Origin of the sequence: Georgenia sp. SYP-B2076 (assembly GCF_003991205.1) — a bacterium.
In the GTDB taxonomy this organism is placed as follows: Bacteria; Actinomycetota; Actinomycetes; order Actinomycetales; family Actinomycetaceae; genus Georgenia.
On record NZ_RXOZ01000011.1, the window covers coordinates 616,452 to 636,710 of the forward strand.

15 protein-coding genes are annotated in these 20,259 nt (G+C 74.1%); 5 read left to right on the forward strand and 10 right to left on the reverse strand.

The genetic code is table 11. The features are described from left to right. The first annotated feature begins 179 nt into the window (after positions 1-179). On the forward strand, positions 180-965 hold the full coding sequence (locus EJK16_RS07620) for a M15 family metallopeptidase (RefSeq protein WP_240645839.1): 786 nt from the start codon (positions 180-182) through the stop codon (positions 963-965). 40 nt (positions 966-1,005) lie between these two features. Here the strand turns inward: EJK16_RS07620 and EJK16_RS07625 are convergent, their stop codons facing one another. From EJK16_RS07625 to EJK16_RS07650, 6 genes are all read right to left on the reverse strand, one after another. Then, positions 1,006-1,764 (reverse strand): ABC transporter ATP-binding protein, encoded by a 759-nt coding sequence (locus tag EJK16_RS07625; RefSeq protein WP_127128069.1) that lies wholly within the window; start codon positions 1,762-1,764, stop codon positions 1,006-1,008. 52 nt (positions 1,765-1,816) lie between these two features. Continuing rightward, positions 1,817-2,839 (reverse strand): iron chelate uptake ABC transporter family permease subunit, encoded by a 1,023-nt coding sequence (locus EJK16_RS07630; RefSeq protein ID WP_240645840.1) that lies wholly within the window; start codon positions 2,837-2,839, stop codon positions 1,817-1,819. Continuing rightward, a complete protein-coding gene (locus EJK16_RS07635; RefSeq protein WP_127127857.1) occupies positions 2,829-3,911 on the reverse strand; it encodes an ABC transporter permease in 1,083 nt (360 codons plus the stop codon). Before EJK16_RS07635 ends, EJK16_RS07630 begins: the two co-directional genes overlap by 11 nt. Further along, positions 3,908-4,885, reverse strand: coding sequence for a siderophore ABC transporter substrate-binding protein (locus EJK16_RS07640; RefSeq protein WP_164737226.1), 978 nt, complete (start codon positions 4,883-4,885; stop codon positions 3,908-3,910). The genes EJK16_RS07635 and EJK16_RS07640 overlap by 4 nt, the downstream gene beginning before the upstream one ends. A gap of 189 nt (positions 4,886-5,074) precedes the next feature. Next, the gene (locus EJK16_RS07645; protein ID WP_127127861.1) at positions 5,075-6,235 is read right to left on the reverse strand and encodes a GNAT family N-acetyltransferase; all 1,161 of its coding nucleotides are present in this window, start codon (positions 6,233-6,235) and stop codon (positions 5,075-5,077) included. A 20-nt stretch (positions 6,236-6,255) separates the two neighbouring features. Continuing rightward, positions 6,256-7,491 carry a hypothetical protein gene (locus EJK16_RS07650; RefSeq protein WP_127127863.1) on the reverse strand — a complete coding sequence of 412 codons (1,236 nt, stop codon included), beginning with the start codon at positions 7,489-7,491 and terminating at the stop codon, positions 6,256-6,258. 124 nt (positions 7,492-7,615) lie between these two features. Here EJK16_RS07650 and EJK16_RS07655 point away from each other — a divergent pair, with 124 nt between their 5' ends. From EJK16_RS07655 to EJK16_RS07665, 3 genes are all read left to right on the forward strand, one after another. Then, positions 7,616-8,200 carry a DUF3000 domain-containing protein gene (locus tag EJK16_RS07655; protein WP_127127865.1) on the forward strand — a complete coding sequence of 195 codons (585 nt, stop codon included), beginning with the start codon at positions 7,616-7,618 and terminating at the stop codon, positions 8,198-8,200. 46 nt (positions 8,201-8,246) lie between these two features. Beyond that, entirely contained in the window at positions 8,247-9,584 is a 1,338-nt protein-coding gene (locus EJK16_RS07660; protein WP_370275979.1) for an HRDC domain-containing protein, read from the forward strand. A 123-nt stretch (positions 9,585-9,707) separates the two neighbouring features. Beyond that, on the forward strand, positions 9,708-11,843 hold the full coding sequence (locus tag EJK16_RS07665) for a 3-hydroxyacyl-CoA dehydrogenase NAD-binding domain-containing protein (RefSeq protein WP_127127869.1): 2,136 nt from the start codon (positions 9,708-9,710) through the stop codon (positions 11,841-11,843). 73 nt (positions 11,844-11,916) lie between these two features. Here EJK16_RS07665 and pflA read toward each other — a convergent pair whose 3' ends face one another. The 3 genes from pflA to dxs form a co-directional block, all read right to left on the reverse strand. Then, positions 11,917-12,726, reverse strand: a complete 810-nt coding sequence (gene pflA, locus EJK16_RS07670) for a pyruvate formate-lyase-activating protein (protein ID WP_205739662.1) — start codon at positions 12,724-12,726, stop codon at positions 11,917-11,919. A 181-nt stretch (positions 12,727-12,907) separates the two neighbouring features. Then, positions 12,908-15,169, reverse strand: a complete 2,262-nt coding sequence (gene pflB / locus EJK16_RS07675) for a formate C-acetyltransferase (protein WP_127127873.1) — start codon at positions 15,167-15,169, stop codon at positions 12,908-12,910. 121 nt (positions 15,170-15,290) lie between these two features. After that, positions 15,291-17,249 (reverse strand): 1-deoxy-D-xylulose-5-phosphate synthase, encoded by a 1,959-nt coding sequence (dxs, locus tag EJK16_RS07680; protein ID WP_127127875.1) that lies wholly within the window; start codon positions 17,247-17,249, stop codon positions 15,291-15,293. A 214-nt stretch (positions 17,250-17,463) separates the two neighbouring features. Between dxs and EJK16_RS07685 the strand changes: the two genes are divergently transcribed. Next, complete coding sequence (locus EJK16_RS07685; protein ID WP_127127877.1) at positions 17,464-19,554, forward strand: S9 family peptidase; 2,091 nt, start codon at positions 17,464-17,466, stop codon at positions 19,552-19,554. A 24-nt stretch (positions 19,555-19,578) separates the two neighbouring features. On the opposite strand, the gene EJK16_RS07690 is transcribed toward EJK16_RS07685, so the two are convergent. Beyond that, a complete protein-coding gene (locus EJK16_RS07690; protein ID WP_127128073.1) occupies positions 19,579-20,100 on the reverse strand; it encodes a MerR family transcriptional regulator in 522 nt (173 codons plus the stop codon). Between the last annotated feature and the right edge of the window lie 159 nt (positions 20,101-20,259).

Genomic DNA, 20,259 nt, shown 5'->3' on the forward strand with positions numbered 1-20,259 from the left:
CGACGTCCGCCGCGGCCGGTGAGCCCCCGTGGTCCGCGCGGCGCGGCGACCCTCCACCTTAAACGTCGGCTCATGCCGGTATTGCCCTGCCGCGCGCGCCGGCAGCGTGACGTAGGACGCGTCCGGTGCGCGGCGGCCGCCCACGGGCGCCGACCCGCGCCGGGTGCGACACTGCCCAGGTGAGGGCGCGAGGCCCGCTGAGCGCGGCGATCATCGGCCTGGGGCTCGCGGTCCTGTGCGGCTGCGAGGGAGCCGGTGCGCCACCAACCACCACCGGACTGTCGGGCGCTCGGTCCGGGGCGCCGTCGGACGGCCCGACCGCCGTGCCACCGGCGTCCGCCACCTCGCCGCCACCGCCGCCCGCCACCTCGGCGTCACCCACCGCCTCCGCGCCACTGCCGCCGCCGTTCCGCTCGGCCATCAAGGCCGTCACGGCGGAGGGGCTCTCGGCGTCGTGGCGGCCCGGCTGCCCCGTGCCGGTCGAGGGCCTGCGCGCGGTGGAGGTCACCTTCTGGGGCTTCGACGGGACGGCCCACACCGGCGTGCTGGTGGTGGAGGCCGCCGTCGCCCAGGATGTGACGGCGATCATGTCGGACCTCTACGGTGCCCGGTTCCCGATCGAGCGGATGGAGCCGGTGGACCTCTACGGCGGGGACGACGACGCGAGCATGGCGGCCAACAACACGAGCGCGTTCAACTGCCGCGCCGTCACCGGAGGCTCGTCCTGGTCAGAGCACTCCTACGGGCGCGCTATCGACGTCAACCCGCTGGTGAACCCCTACGTGGCGGGCGCCGTCGTCCTGCCGACCGCAGGCACGGCGTACGCCGACCGCGCCCAGGATGCGCCGGGGATGATCCACGCCGGTGACGACGTCGTCCGCGCCTTCGCCGCCCGCGGCTGGAGCTGGGGCGGCACGTGGGCCTCACCGAGGGACTACCAGCACTTCTCGCTGTCCGGCAGGTGAGCCGTCACGTGCGGGTGGCGGCTGCGCCGGTGACGCGGCGTCAGTGGTAGTAGACGCCGATGCGGTGGCCGTCGACGGTGGCGACGGGGACGTCCATGTCGTAGATCTCGCGGAGCCGCTCGGTGTCGATGATCTGCTCCGGGGTGCCCTGGCACAGGACCTTGCCGTCCTTCATGGCCACGATGTGGTCGGAGTAGCAGGACGCGAAGTTGATGTCGTGGACGACGACGACGACGGTCTTGCCGAGCTCGTCGGCGGTGCGGCGCAGCAGTTTCATCATGGTCACGGCGTGCTTCATGTCGAGGTTGTTCAGCGGCTCGTCGAGCAGGACGTAGTCGGTGTCCTGGCACAGGACCATGGCCACGAACGCGCGCTGGCGCTGCCCGCCGGAGAGCTCGTCGAGGTACCGGCCGGCGAGGGGGCCGAGGTCGAGGTAGTCCAGCGCGGCGGTGATCTGGCGGCGGTCCTCGACCGTCAGGCGCCCGCGCGAGTGGGGGTAGCGCCCGAAGGCGACAAGGTCCCGCACGCTCAGGCGCACGGCGAGGTGGTTGTCCTGCCGCAGGATGGACAGTCGCTTGGCCAGGTCCCCGGACGGGGTGGCGGCCACGTCGAGGCCGTCGACCAGGACGCTGCCGGCGTCCATGCCCAGCAGCCGCGCGACGATGGAGAGCAGGGTGGACTTCCCGGCGCCGTTGGCGCCGATGATCGAGGTCACCCCACCCGCGGGCAGGGTCAGGGAGACGTCGTCGACGACCACGCTGCGGCCGTACGTCTTCGTCAGGGACCGGACCTCGATCATCGGGAACCTCCACAGGTCGGGCGCGAGCGGGTGAGCGGCAGGCATGTTCGGGTCATCGTCTGCCTCCACGGATGAGCAGCAGGATGAAGACGATCCCGCCGACGAACTCGATGATCACGGAGAGCACCGTGTCCATCCCGAAGACGTGCTCGAGGACGGTCTGCCCACCCACCAGGGTGAGGATCCCGAGCAGGGACGCGGCGGGCAGGACGTAGGCGTGGCGGTGGGTCCCCGCGACGGCGTAGGCGAGGTTGGCCACGAGCAGCCCGAAGAAGGTGATGGGCCCGACCAGGGCGGTGGACACGGACACGAGCAGCGCGCAGGCGCTCAGCGCCCGCAGCACCAGGCGGCGGTGGTCGACGCCCAGCGCGAGGGCGTGGTCCTGGCCGAGCGCGAGGACGTCGAGGTCGCGGCGCACCCACCACATCCACGCGCACACCAGCGCGACGATGACCGCGCAGACGGCGAGCAGGCCCGGGTCCACGGCGCTGAAGGACGCGAACAGGCGGTCGGTGACGATGAGGTACTCGTTGGGGTCGATCACCCGCTGCAGGAACGTGGCCAGCGACCGGAACAGCGTCCCCAGGACGATGCCGACCAGGACCATCAGGTACAGCGACCGGCGCGGCCCGCCGAACAGCCAGCGGAACAGCGCCGCCGAGAACGCGAGCATGACGCCGACCTCGAGGCCGAACCGGGTCGTGGCCGCCGTCGCGATCACGGCCGTGGAGCCGAGGAAGAACACGCCCGCCGTCTGGATCAGGGCGTACATCGCGTCGAAGCCCATGATCGACGGCGTGAGGATCCGGTTCTCCGTCACCGTCTGGAACACGACCGTCGAGACCGCGATCGCCACCCCGACCAGGATCATCGGGGCCAGCCGGGCCGCGCGCAGCGGCGCGACGAGCGCCCACGCGTCCAGGGCGCCCACGAGCACGAACGCCACCGCGGCCACGGCGGTCGCTGCGCCGAGGAGGGCCAGGCGTATCCCGGGGGTCAGGCGTCGGTGGCCACGCGGCCGGTCGGCCGTCAGGGTCGCCGTCGCAGTCGGCGAGCTCGTCTTGTCAGCGCGCACCGGAGGGCCTCCGCAGCAGCAGGTAGAGGAACACGGCGGCGCCCACGACCCCGACGACGACGCCGATCGGGATCTCCGCGGGATGGATCACGAGGCGCCCGACGATGTCGCACACCAGGACGAAGCCGGCGCCCAGGATCGCCACCCACGGCAGCGACCGGCGCAGGTAGTCGCCCATCGCGAGGCTGACGATGTTGGGCACCACCAGGCCGAGGAACGGCAGGCCCCCCACGACCACGACGACGACCGCGCTGGTGACCGCGACGACGGACAGCCCCAGGGCCAGGACCCGCCGGTAGTTCAGCCCGAGGTTGGTGGTGAACTCCTCGCCCAGGCCCGCGACGGTGAACCGGTTCGCAGCGACGTACGCGATCACCGCGCACACCCCCACGACCCAGAGCATCTCGTAGCGGCCCCGCACCACCCCGGAGAAGTCGCCCGTCATCCAGGACGAGAGGGTGTGGAGCAGGTCGTTGCGGTAGGCCAGGAACGTGCTCACCGCGGCCACGACGCCGGAGAGCATCATCCCCACCAGCGGCACCACGACCACCGACCGCAGCGGGATCGACCGCAGGATCCGCAGGAAGAGCGCGGTGCCGGCGAGGGCGAACACGGCCGCCACGGCCATCTTCCCCGCCAGGGGCATCGCCGGGGCCGCCAGGGTGACCACCAGCAGGCCCAGGCCCGCGGACTCCGTGGTGCCGGCGGTGGAGGGCTCGACGAACTTGTTGCGCACCAGCAGCTGCATCACCAGCCCGGCGATGGCCATCGCGGAGCCGGACAGCAGGATCGCCAGCGTCCGCGGCACCCGGGACGCCAGCAGGGTCTGCTCCTGGGTGGAGGTGAGGTTCCCGGAGAGCACGTCACCGACAGAGAGGTCGGAGACCCCGACGAACAGGCTCACGCCCGCCGCCGCGAGCACGCCGAGCACGCCGGCGAGCAGCACGAGGTGCCGCCGGCGGGTGCCGGCGGCCACGGCCTCGCGCCCGTCGGGCGCGGGCGTGCCGGGCGTGGGCGCACCGGCGGCGGGCGCGGCCTGGCCGCGCCCGCCGCCGTGGTGCGTGACCGTCATGCGCCGAGAGCCTGGCCGACCTCGTCGAACATGGCGGCGACGTTGCTGAGCCCGTGCTGGGCGATGTACCAGCGCTGGGGGTCGAGATAGACCACCTGCTCGGACTGCCACGCCGTCGTGGACGCGACGAGCTCGTTGTCGAGGACCTGCTGCGCGGCCTGCCCGGCGCCCTCGCCCTGCCCGACCGCGGCGTCCCGGTCGTTGACGAAGAGCCAGTCGGGGTTGGTGTCCCGGATCATCTCGAAGGAGACGACCTCGCCGTGCGGGGTGTTCTCCACGCCGCTGACCGCGTCCGCCACGCCGAGCTCGGTGAAGATCGGCCCGAAGCGCGAGTCCTCCCCGTACATGGTGACCTCGCCGCCCGAGGTGGACAGGACCATGCCGGCGCCGGCCGCCTCGCCGAGCGGGCGGATCTGCTCGGCCTCGGCCGCGATGTCGGCCAGACCCTTCTCGACCTCGTCCTCCTTGCCGAAGATCTCGCCCAGGATCCGGGCGGAGTCGCCGAACTCGTCGAGGAAGTTCGCGTACCCGAACGTGACGTCCACGGTCGGGTACGTCTTGGCGAGCTCCGGGTAGGCCGCCGCCGACCGGAAGCCCACGACGACGAGGTCGGGGTCCAGGCGCGCGATGGCCTCGTAGTCCGGCTCCTGCAGCGTGCCCACGTCGGTGTACTTCTCGCCCTCGTACGCGCTGAGGAAGTCCGGGACGGGCGAGGACAGCGGCAGACCCACCACGTCGCCGCCCAGCCCGAGGGCGTCGATGGTGTCCAGGGCGCCGAAGTCGAGGACCACCACGCGCTGCGGGTCTGCGGGCACCTCGGTGCTGCCCTGGGCGTGCTCCACCGTGACGGTCTCCGCGTCCGCGGAGCCGGCTGCGGACTCCTCCCCGGTGCTCGACGAGCACGCGGCGAGGAGGAGGGCGATCGATGCAGCTGAGGCTGCGGCAGCGGTGCCGCGACGCGTGATGAGGCTCACGAGGTCTCCAGAGATTGGGAGGAAGGAGTTCCTAACGAAGGGGAGCCTAACCTAGATATTCGCAAGCGTCATGTGCCGTAAATAAAATGTGGTCGGAATCCCGCCCGACGGCGCGCCCGTCCCGCACCGGGACCCCGCCCCAGGTGCATGACCAGGGACGTTGGTCCCAGAAGCGGGACGGACGGATGCTCAGTCGTTCGGGACGGCAGTCTCGGGCGCCGTGCCGCCGGCCGCCGTCGTCGTCGCCGTCGCCGTCTCCTCGGCCGGAGCACCGGACGGTGCCCGCCGTCGACGGAGGGCGCCGCGGACCGCGCCGGGCAGCGCGCGCGCCGCGCCGGGCAGCGCGCGCACCGCCCCTACCGCCGCCCGCTTGCCCCGCAGAGCCAGGACCAGCGCCCGGTAGAGCGCCGGGCGGACGGGCACGTCCCACGCGCCGTCAACGTCGGTGACCTCCTCGGAGAACTTCGTCTTGAAGTCCCGGACCCCGCTGAGCTGCGGCGCGCGCTCGGAGTCGATGCCCATGAGGTCGAAGCGGCGCACCCCCGAGGCGCGCAGCGCGCACGCCATGTGCCACACGAGCAGGTCGGCGGCGCCGGACCGGCGGCCCTCCGTGTTCGAGGCGGCGTAGTAGTACGTGGCGTGGTCGCCGCCCACGGCCACGATGCCCCAGGCGAGGGGGCGCCCGTCGCGGCGGGTGACGAAGATCCGGGCGTGCTCCCCACCGAGCGCGGACAGCATGGTCCAGTACACGTCCTCGGAGGAGATGCCGAAGCCGTCGCGGCCGCCGGTCTCGACGAGGAGCTGGTAGAGCTCGGAGAACCGCTCGCGGGAGAGCCCCGTCTCCTCGGCGGCCGTCATGGACGTCTCGCGCAGGGCCTTGCGCACGTCGCGGCGCCCCCGCTTCTTCATCGACGCGAGGATCTCCTCCTCGGGCCGGTCCAGGTCGAGGATGACGGTGCGGTCGTAGGTGACCGTCTGCAGGAGCTCGTGCAGGTCGTCCGACCGGTGCCGCGCGTGGAGGCGGGCGAAGACCAGCCCGCGGTCGGCGCGGCGCACCGCGGCCACGAGCGCCTCGCGCAGCGCCCGCTCCCGCTCCGGCGTCGGCTCGGCGACCCAGACCGGGCCGTGCTTGGCCCACAGGTAGCGGAAGCCCCGCCCGTCGAGCTCGGTGAGGGAGATCAGCGCGAGGAGCTCCTCCCCGTCCCAGACGCCGAGGCGGCGCCACGGCCGACGGCCCGGGACCGCGTCGTCGAACGCGTCCCAGGCGGGCATCTGCTCGAGCGGGATGGTGACCCCGGCGCCGAGGCGCAGGTAGGTCTCGTTGTCGAGCGGTCGCACCGCGACAGTCATGGAGCTCCTCAGTGGCCGGGTCAGAAGCCCGTGCCGGTCGGTCGGGGGTAGTGCGTCCGCAGGGCGCGGACCTGGTTGACGCCCGCGAGCAGCCGGTAGGCGGTGCGCCGCAGGTTCGTGTCGGCCGGGTAGTCGAGGGGGTGCACGGCCCGGCGGCGGCGCAGCACGCCGCGCACCTTGGCGCGCAGCGACCGGTCGCACAGGTAGCGCGGCAGCACGGCGGTCGGGACGTACGCGAAGACCCCGAGGTCGGTGGCCAGCTCCGGGGCGTGCGCGCGGTGGTGCACGCGGTCCTCGACCATCGCCCGCACGGGGTTCGCGCCGCCGACGTTGATGTAGTAGTTGGACCGGCCGATCCGGGGGTTGATGTCGAGCAGGCGCGGGACGCCGTCGCGCGGGTCGATCTTGAGGTCCACGCTCGCGTAGCCGCGGTAGTCGACGGCCGTGAGCACGCGCCGGACCGTGGCGACGAGGTCGGTGTCGTACTCGACGAGCGCGATCGCGGCGTTGCCGAGGAAGGCCGGCTGGTGCAGGCCGAGGAGCACCTGGCCGGACGCGGCCATGGTCATCTCGCCGCGGCTGTCGACGTAGACGTTGACCAGCCGGTTGAACGTGTCGTCCCCGGGCACCAGCTCCTGGACGAGCATCTCGCCGCCGAACCCGGCGTCCTTGACCGCCTGGAGGATGTCGACGACGTCGTCCACCCGGTCCGCCGCGAAGATCTTCTTGCGGCCGGGGAACTGCAGGGTCTCGTACTCCCCCGACGTGGCGGGCTTGACGACGACGGGGAAGGTGAGGTCGGCCAGGGCGCGGGGCCAGGCGAGGCGGTCCGTGCCCGGGATGTCGACGGCGACGCCGGCCGGGCCGGCCACGCCCTCGGCCCGCAGCACGCCGCCGAGCACGCCCTTGTCCCCGACCCGGTCGATCACCGCGTCGGTGGGCGTGGGGACGACGAAGCGCTCCTCCAGCCAGGCGCGCTCCCGGCGCACGAGGTCGATGTGGTGCTCGACGTTGACCATGAGGACCCGGTCGCCCGGGCGCTCGGCGGCGATGCGGTCGAGGGTGGCGAGCAGGCGCTCGTCGTCCGCGCCGGCACCCATGTAGACGTTCTCGATGATGCTGGAGTGGTCGATCGGGCCCCGCGGGCCCTCGCTGACGACGATCGAGCGCACGCCGTAGGCCTCGTGGAAGGACCGGGCCATGGAGTAGACGCCGATGTCCGTGCCGAGGAGGACCGGTGTCAGGGGGGATGTCATTCGGTGCGGTCCTCAGCAAGCTCGTCCGGGGGCCGTGCCCTCGTGTCCGTGGTCCGGGTCAGTGTAGTCACGCGGCTGCGGCGCGCCTCTCCCCCGCCGCGCTGGTGCCACCTAGCCTGGGGCTGTGAAGGAAGACGTGCCGGTGGCACCACCGGACTTCCAGGAGGCGCTGCTCAGCCTGCGCGGTCACCGTCTGCGCCCCGAGCTGCACCTGGAAGAGGTGCCCGCGCCGTCCCGCATCGCGCCCTACGCCCTCGCGCTCACCGGCGAGGTCAACGCGTCCCCGCGCACCATGGACCCCGACGGCTTCCTCGGGCACGGCCGGTTCGTCGTCCTGCACGACCCGGCCGGGCAGGAGGCCTGGCGGGGCACCTTCCGGATCATCGTGCTGGCGAAGGCGCAGCTCGAGGACGAGGTCGGGTCCGACCCGCTCCTCGGCGAGGTGGGGTGGTCGTGGCTCACCGACGCCCTGACCGAGTCGGGCGCCGGGTACCACGACCTGTCCGGCACGGTCACCCGCGTGCTCTCGGAGACCTTCGGCGGCCTGGAGCTGCGCGAGGGACAGGTCGAGCTCGAGGTCAGGGCGTCGTGGACGCCCACGACGACGGACCTCGGCCCGCACCTGCGGGCGTGGGCGGCGCTGACGTGCACGGCGGCCGGTCTGGAGCCGCTCCCCGAGAATGTCACCGCACTCACACGGCGGCACTGAGCGCGCCCGGGGCGCGGGCGGCGCCGCCGGACGTACGGTGGTGGCCGTGCCAGCCGCCACCGACGCCAGTACCCCGCCGACGCAGCCCGGGGGCCAGGCGTCCGCCGCGGCCCCGGCCGGGACCGCGGACCCAGGCCCGACGGCGATCCCCGTCGCGCCCCCCACCCACGTCGGCACGGGCGGCCTGCCGCCGGTCCCCCTGAACGCGCCCGCCGACGGCGTCCCGCCGGTCACCGACACCCCGGCCGCGCTGGACGCGGCCGTGGCCGCCCTCGCGGCCGGCGCCGGCCCGGTGGCCGTGGACGCCGAGCGCGCCTCCGGATACCGCTACGGCCAGAGCGCCTACCTGGTCCAGCTGCGCCGGTCGGGCGCCGGGACGGTCCTGGTCGACCCCGCGGCGCTGAGCGACCTGAGCGGGCTCGGCGCCGTGCTCAACCCCACCGAGTGGGTGCTGCACGCCGCCGACCAGGACCTGCCCTGCCTGCGGGAGGTCGGGCTCGCCCCCGCCGCCCTCTTCGACACCGAGCTGGCCTCGCGCCTGCTGGGCCGCGAACGGGTCGGCCTGGCCGCGGTCGTCGCGGAGAACCTGGGGTTCGCGCTCGCGAAGGAGCACTCCGCGGCCGACTGGTCGACCCGGCCGCTGCCGGAGGCCTGGCTGCGCTACGCCGCGCTCGACGTCGAGCTCCTGCTCGAGCTGCGCGAGCTGCTCAGCGCGCAGCTGGACGCGGCGGGCAAGCTCGAGTGGGCGCTGCAGGAGTTCGAGCACGTCCGCCTGGCGCCGCCCGCGCCTCCGCGCACGGACCCGTGGCGGCGCACGTCCGGGCTCCAGGTGGTGCGCAGCCCCCGCGGGCTCGCCGTCGCCCGCGAGCTGTGGAACGCCCGCGAGGACCTCGGCAGGCGGCGCGACCGCTCCCCCGGCCGCATCCTGCCCGCCGCGGCCATCGTGGCCGCGGCCGTGGCCATGCCGCGCACCGAGCGCGACCTGGTCGCCCTCAAGGAGTTCGCCGGCAAGGGCACGCGGCGCCAGGCCGCGTACTGGCAGGCCGCGATCAGCCGGGCGCTCCAGCTGCCCGAGGCCGAGCTCCCGCCGCGCCGGGCCGCACGGGAGCCGGGCCAGCTCCCCTCGCCCCGCGGGTGGACCGAGAAGAACCCGGACGCCGCCGACCGGCTCGAGGCGGTGCGCACCTGCGTGCGCGCCCTGGCCGCCGAGCTGGGCCTGCCCCAGGAGAACCTGCTCGCCCCGGCCACCCAGCGGCAGTTCGCGTGGGAGACGCAGCCCGCCCCCACCCCCGCCCAGGTCGGGGACCGCCTCGCCGCGCTCGGAGCCCGGCCGTGGCAGGTCTCCCTCGTCAGCGGGCCGCTCGCGGAGGTCCTCGGCGCCTGACGCGCGACGCCGGACGCGCGGCACGGTCGCCCGCCGCGCCGTCCGCGCATCCGTGTCACCGGGACCCGGTAGGCTCCCCCACAGATACCTGAGACCGACAGTGACGTCTATCTGGGAGATCCTGTGCCGACCACCGCCGCACCCGAGCGCGCCACCCTGGCCCGCGGAACCGACGTCGAGGTGCCGGGCCTCGGCACGGTCCTCGTGCTCACGCTCTCGCAGGAGGACGGCAGCGACCGGCCCTGCGCGCTCGGCCCCCGCGGCGTCGCGCATCTCGAGGGAGCCGTGGCCGCCGCCGGAGACCGGGCCCGGGCCGGTGACATCGGCGCCGTCGTGCTCACCGGGACCGGGCGCACGTTCCTCGCGGGGGCGGACCTGTCCGTGATCCGCGCCGCGGACGAGCCCGCGCAGGTCCGGGAGCTCGCCGAGGCCGGGCACCGCGTCGTCGCCGCTCTCGCGGACCTCCCGGTCCCGACGCTCGCGCACCTCAACGGCGCCGCGCTCGGCGGTGGCCTCGAGGTCGCACTGGCGTGCGCCTACCGGACGGCCGCCCCCGGCGTGCAGGCCATCGGGCTGCCGGAGACCTACCTCGGCCTGCTTCCCGGCTGGGGCGGGTGCACCCTCCTGCCCCGCCTGATCGGCCCGGAGGCCGCGCTCACCGTCATCCTCGACAACCCGGCGCGGGGCAACCGGGTGCTGGACGCCCGCGCCGCCCTCGCGATCGGCCTGGTCGACGCCGTGGTCCCCGCCGCGCTCGCCCCCGCCCTCGACTGGCTGCGGCGGGTGGTCGCCGGCGAGGTCGACGTGCCCCGCCGGGTCCCGGCGCCGACCTCGCCCGGGCGGCTCGACCCCGCGGACGACGCCGAGTGGCTGGCCGCCGTCGACGCGCGCCACGAGGCGGCCCGGGCCCGGGCCGCCGGCGGCGCCCCCGCGCCGCTGCGCGCCCTCAGGACGGTGGCCGCGTCCCGGACCCGCACCAGGGCGGAGTCGTTCGCGGTGGAGGACGAGGCGCTGGTCGACCTGGTCATGACCGACGAGCTGCGGGCGGGGCTGTACGCCTTCGACCTGCTCGCCCGCCGGGGCAGGCATCCCGCCGGGCGCCCCGAGGGCGCCCCGCCGGCCGAGATCCGGTCCGTGGGCGTCGTCGGCGCGGGCCTCATGGCCGGCCAGCTCGCGCTGCTGCTGGCCCGCTCCCTGCACGTCCCCGTGACGATGCGCGACCTGGACGACGAGCGGGCCCGGCGGGGCCTGGCGGCCGTGCACGACCAGGTCGACCGGCTGGTGGCGGGCGGCCGCCTCGGGCCGGACGAGGCGGCACAGCTCCTGCCGCTGCTGCGCGCGACGACGGACCTGGCCGACCTGGCGGGCGCCGACCTCGTCGTCGAGGCGGTCTTCGAGGACCTCGACGTCAAGCGGCGGGTCTTCGCCGAGCTCGAGACGGTGGTCGGGCCGCGGGCCGTGCTGGCCACGAACACCTCAGCCCTGTCCGTCACCGCCATGGCCGACGGGCTGGCCCACCCGGAGCGGGTGGTCGGCCTGCACTTCTTCAACCCCGTCGCCCAGATGCCGCTGGTCGAGGTGGTGCGCGCCGCGCGCACGGACGAGCCGACCTCCGCGGCCGCGTTCGCCGTCGCCGCCGCGTGCCGCAAGAGCGCCGTCGCCGTCGCGGACGCCCCCGGGTTCGTCGTCAACCGCCTCCTCGTGCGCCTGCTCGGCGAGGTCCTCGGCGCCCTGGAGGAGGGCACGACGGTCGCCGACGCCGACCGCGCCCTCGTCCCGATGGGCCTGCCCATGGGCCCGTTCCAGCTCCTCGCGCTGGTGGGGCCCGCGGTGGCCGAGCACGTCCTGGTCACCTTGCGCCGGGCGCTCGGCGACCGGTACCCGGACTCCCCCGGGCTCGCCCGCGTGGTGAGGGAGGGCCGGAGCATCGTCGCCGCGGCGGGCCGGCCCGGCGCGTCCTCCCCGGTCGACCCGACGATCGGCGAGCTCTTCGGCTCCCGCCGCGTGCGCGAGCCGCTGGACGCCGCGGGCCTCCTCGGGCGCGTGCGGCACGCCCTGGCGGAGGAGACGGCGCTGCTGCTCGAGGAGGAGGTGGTCGGCGACGCGGGCGACGTCGACCTCGCCATGGTCCTCGGCGCGGGGTGGCCCCTGCACAACGGCGGGCTCACGCCCTACCTGGACCGCACCGGGGCCGCGGAGGAGGTCACCGGCCGGCGGTTCCACCCGCCGGGCGAGGCGAGCGTGCCCCGGCGGGACTGAGGCTCCGGGCGCGGCGTGGTCGCCCGCGGGCGGCCACGCCTGGCCGCCCGCCGGCCGTCCGCGTGGTCGCCCGTCAGTAGACGGTCAGCCCCCGGGCCCGGAACTGGTCCCGGACGCGGTCGACCGTCGCGGCGTCCGGCGCCGGCGTGTCGGTGAGCTCGTACGCCATGCCGAGCCGCTCCCACTTGTCACGGCCCATGTTGTGGAAGGGCAGGACCTCGACGCGGGCGACGTTGCTGAGGCTGGCGACCTGGTCCGCCACGGCCTCCACGTTCTCCGGGGCGTCGGTCAGTCCCGGGACGAGCACGAACCGGATCCACATCGGTGTGCCGCGCGCGTCGAGGCGCCGGCTGAAGTCGAGCGTGGGGCCCAGGTCCCGGCCGGTGGTACGCCGGTAGGTCTCCGCGAGCCCCGACTTGATGTCGAGCAGGACGAGGTCGACGTCATCGAGGAGGGCGTCGGAGGCGTGCGCACCGAGGAACCCGGAGGTGTCGATCGTGGTGTGGACCCCCATCTCCTTGGCGCCGCGCAGCAGGCGGGCGAGGAACGCCGGCTGCATGAGCGGCTCCCCGCCGGAGACGGTCAGCCCGCCGCCGGTGGCGCGGAACACGGGCAGGTAGCGCCGCACGCGGGCGAGCAGGGTGTCGACGGCGATCGGCTCGCCGTCCTTCATCTTCAGGGTGTCGGGGTTGTGGCAGTACAGGCACCGCAGCGGGCAGCCGGCCAGGAAGACGGTCAGCCGCGTGCCGGGCCCGTCGACGGCGGTGACGAGCTCCCAGGAGTGCATGGAGCCGATGGCCCCCGCGCGGACGGCGGCGACGTGCTCGGTGTGCGTCATCTCCTCGGCGAGCTCGAGGCCGGCCGTGCCGGCGGAGCGGCGCATCCGGGGCACGGCGTCCTCGGGGATCGGCTCGTACTCGCCGTTGATGCCGTCGGGGGCGACGACACCGGCCAGGACGGGTCCGTCGGTCGTGCTCATGCTCGCTCCTGCTCCTCCGTGGTGGGTGCCCAGCGCGGCGGCCGGGTGGTGGGTGCCCGGCGTCGCGCCGGGCACCCACCCGGGGCTACAGGGCGCCGTGGAACGTCCGCGAGATGACGTCGAGCTGCTGCTCGCGGGTCAGCCGGACGAAGTTCACGGCGTAGCCGGACACCCGGATCGTCAGCTGCGGGTACTTCTCCGGGTTCTCCATCGCATCGTAGAGGGTGTCCCGGTTCAGCACGTTGACGTTCATGTGGTAGCCGCGGGAGCCCATGTACGCGTCCAGGAGGCCGACCAGGTTGATGGCCTGCTCGTCCGCGGTGCGGCCCAGGCCCGACGGGACCACGGTGTTGGTCAGCGAGATGCCGTCCTGCGCCTGCGAGTACGGCAGCTTCGCCACCGACAGGGCGGAGGCGAGCATGCCGTGGGTGTCGCGGCCGTTCATCGGGTTCGCGCCCGGGGCGAACGGCGCGCCGCCGGGGCGCCCGTCCGGCGTGCTCCCGGTCTTCTTGCCGTAGACCACGTTCGAGGTGATCGTCAGCACCGACTGCGTGTGCAGCGAGTTCCGGTAGGTGGGCAGCCGACGGATCTTGGCCATGAACTTCTCGACCAGGGTCACGGCGATGGAGTCCACCCGGTCGTCGTCGTTGCCGAAGGCGGGGAACTCGCCCTCGACCTCGTAGTCCACGACCAGCCCGCTCTCGTCGCGCACGGGGCGCACGGTGGCGTACTTGATCGCCGAGAGGGAGTCGGCCGCCACCGACAGGCCCGCGATGCCGCACGCCATGGTGCGCAGCACGTCCTTGTCGTGCAGCGCCATCTCCAGACGCTCGTACGCGTACTTGTCGTGCATGTAGTGGATGCAGTTCAGGGCGTCCACGTAGGTGGCGGCGAGCCAGTCGAGCATCACGTCGTACCTGGCCACGACGTCGTCGTAGTCGAGGACGTCGCCGGTCACGGGAGCGGTGACGGGGGCGATCTGCTTGCCCGAGACCTCGTCACGGCCGCCGTTGATGGCGTACAGCATCGCCTTGGCCACGTTGACGCGCGCCCCGAAGAACTGCATCTGCTTGCCGACCCGCATGGGCGAGACGCAGCACGCGATGGCGGCGTCGTCGCCCCAGTCCTGACGGATCAGCTGGTCCGACTCGTACTGGATGGCGGAGGTGTCGATGGAGACCTGGGCGCAGAAGCGCTTGAAGCCCTCGGGGAGCTCCTCGCTCCACAGCACCGTCAGGTTCGGCTCGGGCGCCGGCCCGAGGTTGTACAGGGTCTGCAGCATCCGGAAGGAGCTCTTCGTCACCAGCGGGCGGCCGTCCTCGCCGATGCCACCGATGGACTCCGTCACCCACGTCGGGTCGCCCGAGAAGAGCTCGTCGTACTCGGGGGTCCGCAGGAAGCGCACGATGCGGAGCTTGATGACGAAGTCGTCGATCATCTCCTGCGCCTGCTCCTCGGTGAGGACGCCGTCGGCCAGGTCGCGCTGGACGAACACGTCCAGGAACGTCGAGGTGCGGCCCAGCGACATGGCGGCACCGTTCTGCTCCTTCACCGCGCCCAGGTAGGCGAAGTAGAGCCACTGGATCGCCTCGCGGGCGCTGCCGGCGGGGCCGGAGATGTCGTACCCGTACCCGGCGGCCATCTCCTTAAGCTCGGTCAGGGCCCGGATCTGCTCGCTGTTCTCCTCGCGGTCGCGGATGACGTCCTCGACGGAGCGCTCGGCGTCGAGCTCGGCCCGCTCCGCCAGCTTGCCGGCGATGAGGGCGTCGACGCCGTACAGGGCGACGCGGCGGTAGTCGCCGATGATGCGGCCGCGGCCGTAGGCGTCCGGCAGCCCGGTGAGGATGTGCGAGCTGCGCGCCTTGCGCACGTCCGGCGGGTAGACGTCGAAGACGCCCTGGTTGTGGGTCTTGCGGTACTTGGTGAAGATGTCGCGGACGACCGGGTCGACCTCGTACCCGTAGGTCTGCAGCGAGGTCTCCACCATGCGCCACCCGCCGTACGGCATGATCGCGCGCTTCAGCGGGGCGTCGGTCTGCAGCCCGACGATGACCTCGTGGTCCTTGTCGATGTACCCGGGCGCGTGCGCGGTGATGCCCGCCGGGGTGGTGGCGTCGACGTCGTAGACGCCCTTCTCGCGCTCCGCCGGGAACATGCCCATGAGGATGTTCCAGATGCCGGTGGTGCGTTCGGTCGGGCCGGCAAGGAAGCTCGCGTCGCCCTCGTAGGGCGTGTAGTTGGTCTGGATGAAGTCGCGCACGTCGATCGCGCTCTGCCAGGGCCCGGCGCTGAACCCGCGCCAGGGGCCGCTGGTGGCGGGGACCTCGTGGACCGTCGTGGTGGCCATCTGGCTGCCTCCTCGTCATGGCGACAACCCTTGCCGCCCGATGGGATCAACTCTAAGAAACGGACATGCCGGACCCCCGGGACCTAGGGCGCAACCACGCCGTGGGGGCCGTCACACCTGCTCAGCGGGTGGGCGGCAGTGCCCGCCCGTCCCCCGCGGGCGGCAGCGCGCGCGCGTCGTTCACGGGCGCGACGCTCCCGGCCACCGGGCCCAGGGCCGCGACCGCGGCCGCGGTCTCCCGGGCGATGTCCTGGCCGCGGAGGTGGAAGTCCTCGACGAGCTGGAGGCGCGTGGCGTGCTCGAGGAAGCGGTGCGGGAGGCCATGGCTGCGCACGGGCACGTCGGTCCCGGCGCCCGCCAGCGCGTCGCGCAGGGCCGAGCCGACGCCGCCGCTCGCCAGGCCGTCCTCGATCGTGACGACGAGGTCGTGCTGGCGCGCCAGGGTGAGCAGGTCGTCCGGCACCGGCAGCACCCAGCGGGGGTCGGCGACCGTCGAGCCGATGCCCTGGGCGTCGAGCGCGTCCGCGACCTCCGTCGCGGTGTGGGCCAGCGGCCCGACGCCGACCACGAGGACCCGCGGGATGCCACCGTGGCGGGCGAGGACGTCCACGGCGCCCTGACGCCCGATCGCGGGCAGCGCCGGGGGCAGCGCGCCCTTGGGGTAGCGCACCACCGTGGGGCCGTCCTCCACGGCGACGGCCTCGCGCAGCGCCGAGCGCAGGGTGCCCTCGTCGCGCGGGGCGGCCAGGCGCAGCCCCGGCACGGTCCGCAGCAGCGCCATGTCCCACATGCCGTTGTGGGAGGCGCCGTCGTCGCCGGTCATGCCGGCGCGGTCGAGGATGAAGGTGACCCCGGCCTTGTGCAGGGCCACGTCCATCAGCGTCTGGTCGTACGCGCGGTTGAGGAAGGTGGCGTACAGGGCCACCACCGGGTGCAGGCCGGAGAAGGCCATCCCGGCGGCGGAGGTGACGGCGTGCTGCTCCGCGATCCCGACGTCGAAGACCCGCTCCGGGAACTCCTCGGCGAAGGGGGCCAGGCCCACCGGGGCGAGCATGGCGGCGGTCAGTGCGACGACGTCGCTGCGGCGCCGCGCGATCTCGACGATCTCCTCGGCGAACACGGAGGTCCAGCCGAAGCGCGAGGGCGCCACCGGGAGTCCGGTCTCCGGGTGGATCACGCCGACGGCGTGGAACCGGTCCACGACGTCGGTCTCCGCCGGGGTGTAGCCGCGGCCCTTCTGGGTGATGGCGTGCACGATGACGGGGCCGCCGAACGCCTTGGCGCGCGCGAGGGCGAACTCCATGGCGCCGATGTCGTGGCCGTCGACCGGGCCGACGTACTTGATGCCCAGCCCCTCGAACAGCCCCTGGGGCGCGATGACGTCCTTGAGGCCCTTCTTCATGCCGTGCAGCGCGTCGTAGGTGACGCGCCCGGGCGGCCCCGAGCGCTGCAGCGTCCGCTTGCCCCAGCCGAGGACCTTCTCGTAGCTCGGGGTGGTGCGCAGCGCGTCGAGATGGTGCGCGAGGCCGCCGATCGTCGGGGCGTAGGAGCGGCCGTTGTCGTTGACGATGATGACGAGCGAGCGGTCCTGCCCGTCGGCGATGTTGTTCAGCGCCTCCCAGGCCATGCCGCCGGTCAGCGCGCCGTCCCCGATGACGGCGACGACGGTGCGGTCGTTCATGCCCCGCAGCTGGTTGCCCTTGGCGATGCCGTCGGCCCAGCTGAGCGCGGTGGACGCGTGGGAGTTCTCCACGATGTCGTGGTCGGACTCCCCGCGGCTGGGGTAGCCGGACAGGCCGCCGCGACGGCGCAGCTCCGTGAAGTCCTGCCGACCGGTGAGGAGCTTGTGCACGTACGCCTGGTGACCGGTGTCGAAGACGACGCGGTCCCGCGGCGAGTCGAACACCCGGTGCAGCGCGATCGTCAGCTCGACCACGCCCAGGTTCGGGCCCATGTGGCCGCCCGTCCGGGCCACGGAGCTGACGAGGAAGTCACGGATCTCCTTGGCGAGCACCTCCAGCTCGGGCGCGGTGAGCCCGCGCAGGTCGGCGGGGCGACGGATGCGCTCCAGCTGGCTCATAGTGTTCCTTCCCGGCGGCGCCGCGAACGGGAGGGGCGCACCAGCCCACCACTGTAAGACCGTCGGCGCCGCGGGGCGAGGCCGGCCGCCGGGCGGCACGCGCCGGGGCGCCGCCCGGGCACGCGCCGGGCGCCGCCCCGGCACGCGGGAGCCGCCGCGCGGTTCGCCCGCCAAGGCCCGTGTCGGTGTCACCGGGCCGCCGTACGCTCGGGCCATGAGCAGTCGCGACGACGCACCGGCCGACCCTCCCGCCTCGCTGCCCTACGGCACCTGGCCTTCCCCGATCTCGCCCGAGACGCTGACCGCGCGCACCGTCCAGCTCTCCCTCCCGCAGGTGGACGGCCCGGACACGTACTGGCTCGAGGGGCGTCCCGAGGAGGCCGGCCGCACCGTGCTCGTGCGCCGCACCGCGGACGGGCGGGTCCAGGAGGCGGTCGGGCCCATGCCGGACGGCACGCCGGCCGACGTGCGCTCGCGGGTGCACGAGTACGGCGGGCCGGCCTACGCGGTCCGCGACGGCGTCCTCGTGCTCTCGCACGTCACGGACGGCCGCCTCTACCTGCTCCGCACGGGGGCCGACGCCGGGCCCCGGCCGCTCACCCCGGAGGGCCCGTTGCGGTTCATGGACCCGGTGCTCGACCTCGACCGGGGGCTGGTCTACGCCGTCCGCGAGGACCACGGCGTCGCGGCGCGGGAGCACGGCGAGGCCGTCAACGAGCTGGTGGCCGTCCCGCTCGACGGCTCGGCCGCCGAGGCCGGCGCGGGCGTCGCCGTCCTGGTAGCGGGCCGCGACTTCGTCTCCTCCGCGGCGCTCAGCCCGGACGGCAGGCTGCTCGCGTGGATCGCGTGGGACCACCCCGAGATGCCGTGGACGAGCTCCGAGCTGCACGTCGGCGAGATCGCCGACCACGCCGGCTCATCGGGCGCCACGCCCGGCACCGTGCGGCTCGCGGGCGACACGGTCCTGGCCGGCGGCGCGGGCGTCAGTGTCGCCCAGCCGGTGTGGACGGCCACCGGGGACCTCGTCCACGTCGACGACTCCTCCGGGTGGTGGAACCTCTACCGCACCGAGGGCCTGGGCCGTCCCCGGGCCGGCACCGCGGGAGCCGGGACCGGGCGGCGCGGACCCCGGACGCGTGCGCTGCACCCCGGCGAGATGGAGTTCACCCGGCCGCAGTGGACCGCCGGCCCGAGATCGGTCGCCGTGCTCGACGAGGAGCACCTGGTCTGCTCGTGGACCCGGGACGGGCGGTGGCACCTCGGCGCGATGCGGGCGGCCAACGGCGAGCTCGACGAGTGGCCCCTCGAGTGGGAGCCGGTCGGCGACGTCTGCGCGGGCGACGGGCGCGTCGTCCTGGTGGCGGCCTCCCCCACGCGGGCGCCCGCGCTCCTCGAGGTAGACCTCGAGCGCCGCGCGGTGTCGGTGCTGCGCCGGTCGACCGAGGTCGAGCTCTCCCCCGCCGACCTCTCGGTGGCGCGGCCGGTCTCCTGGCCCACCGCCGACGGGGCCCGGGCGCACGGCTTCTTCTACGCGCCGGCGTCCGCCACGGCGCGCGGACCGGCCGACGAGCGGCCGCCGCTGATCGTCATGGCCCACGGCGGCCCCACGTCCGCCGTGGACGACACCCTGAGGCTCGGCACGCAGTTCTGGACGTCCCGGGGCTTCGCCGTGCTCGACGTCAACTACGGCGGCTCGACCGGGTACGGGCGCGCCTACCGGGACCGGCTCGACGGCCGGTGGGGCGAGGTGGACGTCGCGGACTGCGCCGCCGGCGCGACACACCTGGCCGGGCGCGGGCTGGTCGACGGCGCCCGGATGGCGATCCGGGGCGGCAGCGCCGGCGGGTTCACCACGCTCGCGGCCCTGACGTCCACCGAGGTCTTCAGCGCCGGCGCCAGCCTGTACGGGATCGGCGACCTCGAGACCTTCGTCGGCGAGACGCACAAGTTCGAGTCGCGGTACCTGTTCCGCCTCGTCGGCCCCTACCCCCAGGAGCGCCGGCGCTACCTCGACCGGTCGGCCGCGCACCATACCGACCAGCTCACGGCGCCGGTGCTCCTCCTCCAGGGCACCGACGACAAGGTCGTGCCGCCAGGTCAGGCCCGGCAGATGGCCGACGCCGCCACCGCCCGGGGGCTCCCGGTCGCGCTCGTGATGCTCGATGGCGAGGCGCACGGGTTCCGGCGTGCGGAGAGCATCCAGGCGGCGGTCCTCGCGGAGCTGAGCTTCTACGGCCAGGTGTGGGGGTTCGAGCCCGCCGGCGAGGTCCCGCCGGTCCGGGTGGACAATCTCACGTCGAGGTAGCCCGCGCCGCCCGGGCGCCCAGGCTCAGCTGACGTTGCGCGCCGCGCGGCGGCGGGCGAGCTCGTCCTCGACGCGCGGGGCCTCCTCGTCGTGCGCCCGCTCGGTCGGCAGCTCGGCCAGCGAGCCCTCGACCTCGCGCCACACCTTCCCGACGGCGATGCCGAAGACGCCCTGCCCGCCCTGGACGAGGTCGATGACCTCGTCGGCCGAGGTGCACTCGTAGACCGACGCGCCGTCGCTCATGAGGGTGATCTGGGCGAGGTCCTCGACGCCGCGCTCGTGGAGGTGCTCGATCGCGGCGCGGATCTGCTGGAGGGACACCCCGGTGTCGAGGAGCCGCTTGACGACCTTGAGGACGAGGATGTCGCGGAAGCTGTACAGCCGCTGGCTGCCCGAACCCTTGGCGCCGCGGATGCTGGGCTCCACGAGTCCCGTGCGCGCCCAGTAGTCGAGCTGGCGGTACGTGATGCCCGCCGCCCGGCAGGCGGTCGGGCCCCGGTAGCCGGTGTCCTGGTCCAGGTCGGGCAGCGTGTCACCGAAGAGCATGCCCTGGGCTCGCTGAGGAACGCCGGGGACGGCGTCCGCCGTAGCATCCGTGCCGCTCACAGGGTTTCTCCATTCGTCCACGTCCCCGGCCCGGGCGCATGTGCGCCCTCCTCAGGGGTGTTGCTGCCTTGCCGGTCCTGAGGACACGCTATGACCCTC

What these genes read in the sequence shown, in the direction of transcription:
- EJK16_RS07625 (WP_127128069.1), bottom strand. Translation starts at nt 1,764, where the DNA reads ATGATCGAGGTCCGGTCCCTGACGAAGACGTACGGCCGCAGCGTGGTC.
- EJK16_RS07635 (WP_127127857.1), bottom strand. Translation starts at nt 3,911, where the DNA reads ATGACGGTCACGCACCACGGCGGCGGGCGCGGCCAGGCCGCGCCCGCC.
- EJK16_RS07645 (WP_127127861.1), bottom strand. Translation starts at nt 6,235, where the DNA reads ATGACTGTCGCGGTGCGACCGCTCGACAACGAGACCTACCTGCGCCTC.
- EJK16_RS07650 (WP_127127863.1), bottom strand. Translation starts at nt 7,491, where the DNA reads ATGACATCCCCCCTGACACCGGTCCTCCTCGGCACGGACATCGGCGTC.
- pflA (WP_205739662.1), bottom strand. Translation starts at nt 12,726, where the DNA reads ATGCGCCGCTCCGCCGGCACGGCCGGCCTCGAGCTCGCCGAGGAGATG.
- pflB (WP_127127873.1), bottom strand. Translation starts at nt 15,169, where the DNA reads ATGGCCACCACGACGGTCCACGAGGTCCCCGCCACCAGCGGCCCCTGG.
- dxs (WP_127127875.1), bottom strand. Translation starts at nt 17,249, where the DNA reads ATGAGCCAGCTGGAGCGCATCCGTCGCCCCGCCGACCTGCGCGGGCTC.
- EJK16_RS07685 (WP_127127877.1), top strand. Translation starts at nt 17,464, where the DNA reads ATGAGCAGTCGCGACGACGCACCGGCCGACCCTCCCGCCTCGCTGCCC.
- EJK16_RS07690 (WP_127128073.1), bottom strand. Translation starts at nt 20,100, where the DNA reads ATGCTCTTCGGTGACACGCTGCCCGACCTGGACCAGGACACCGGCTAC.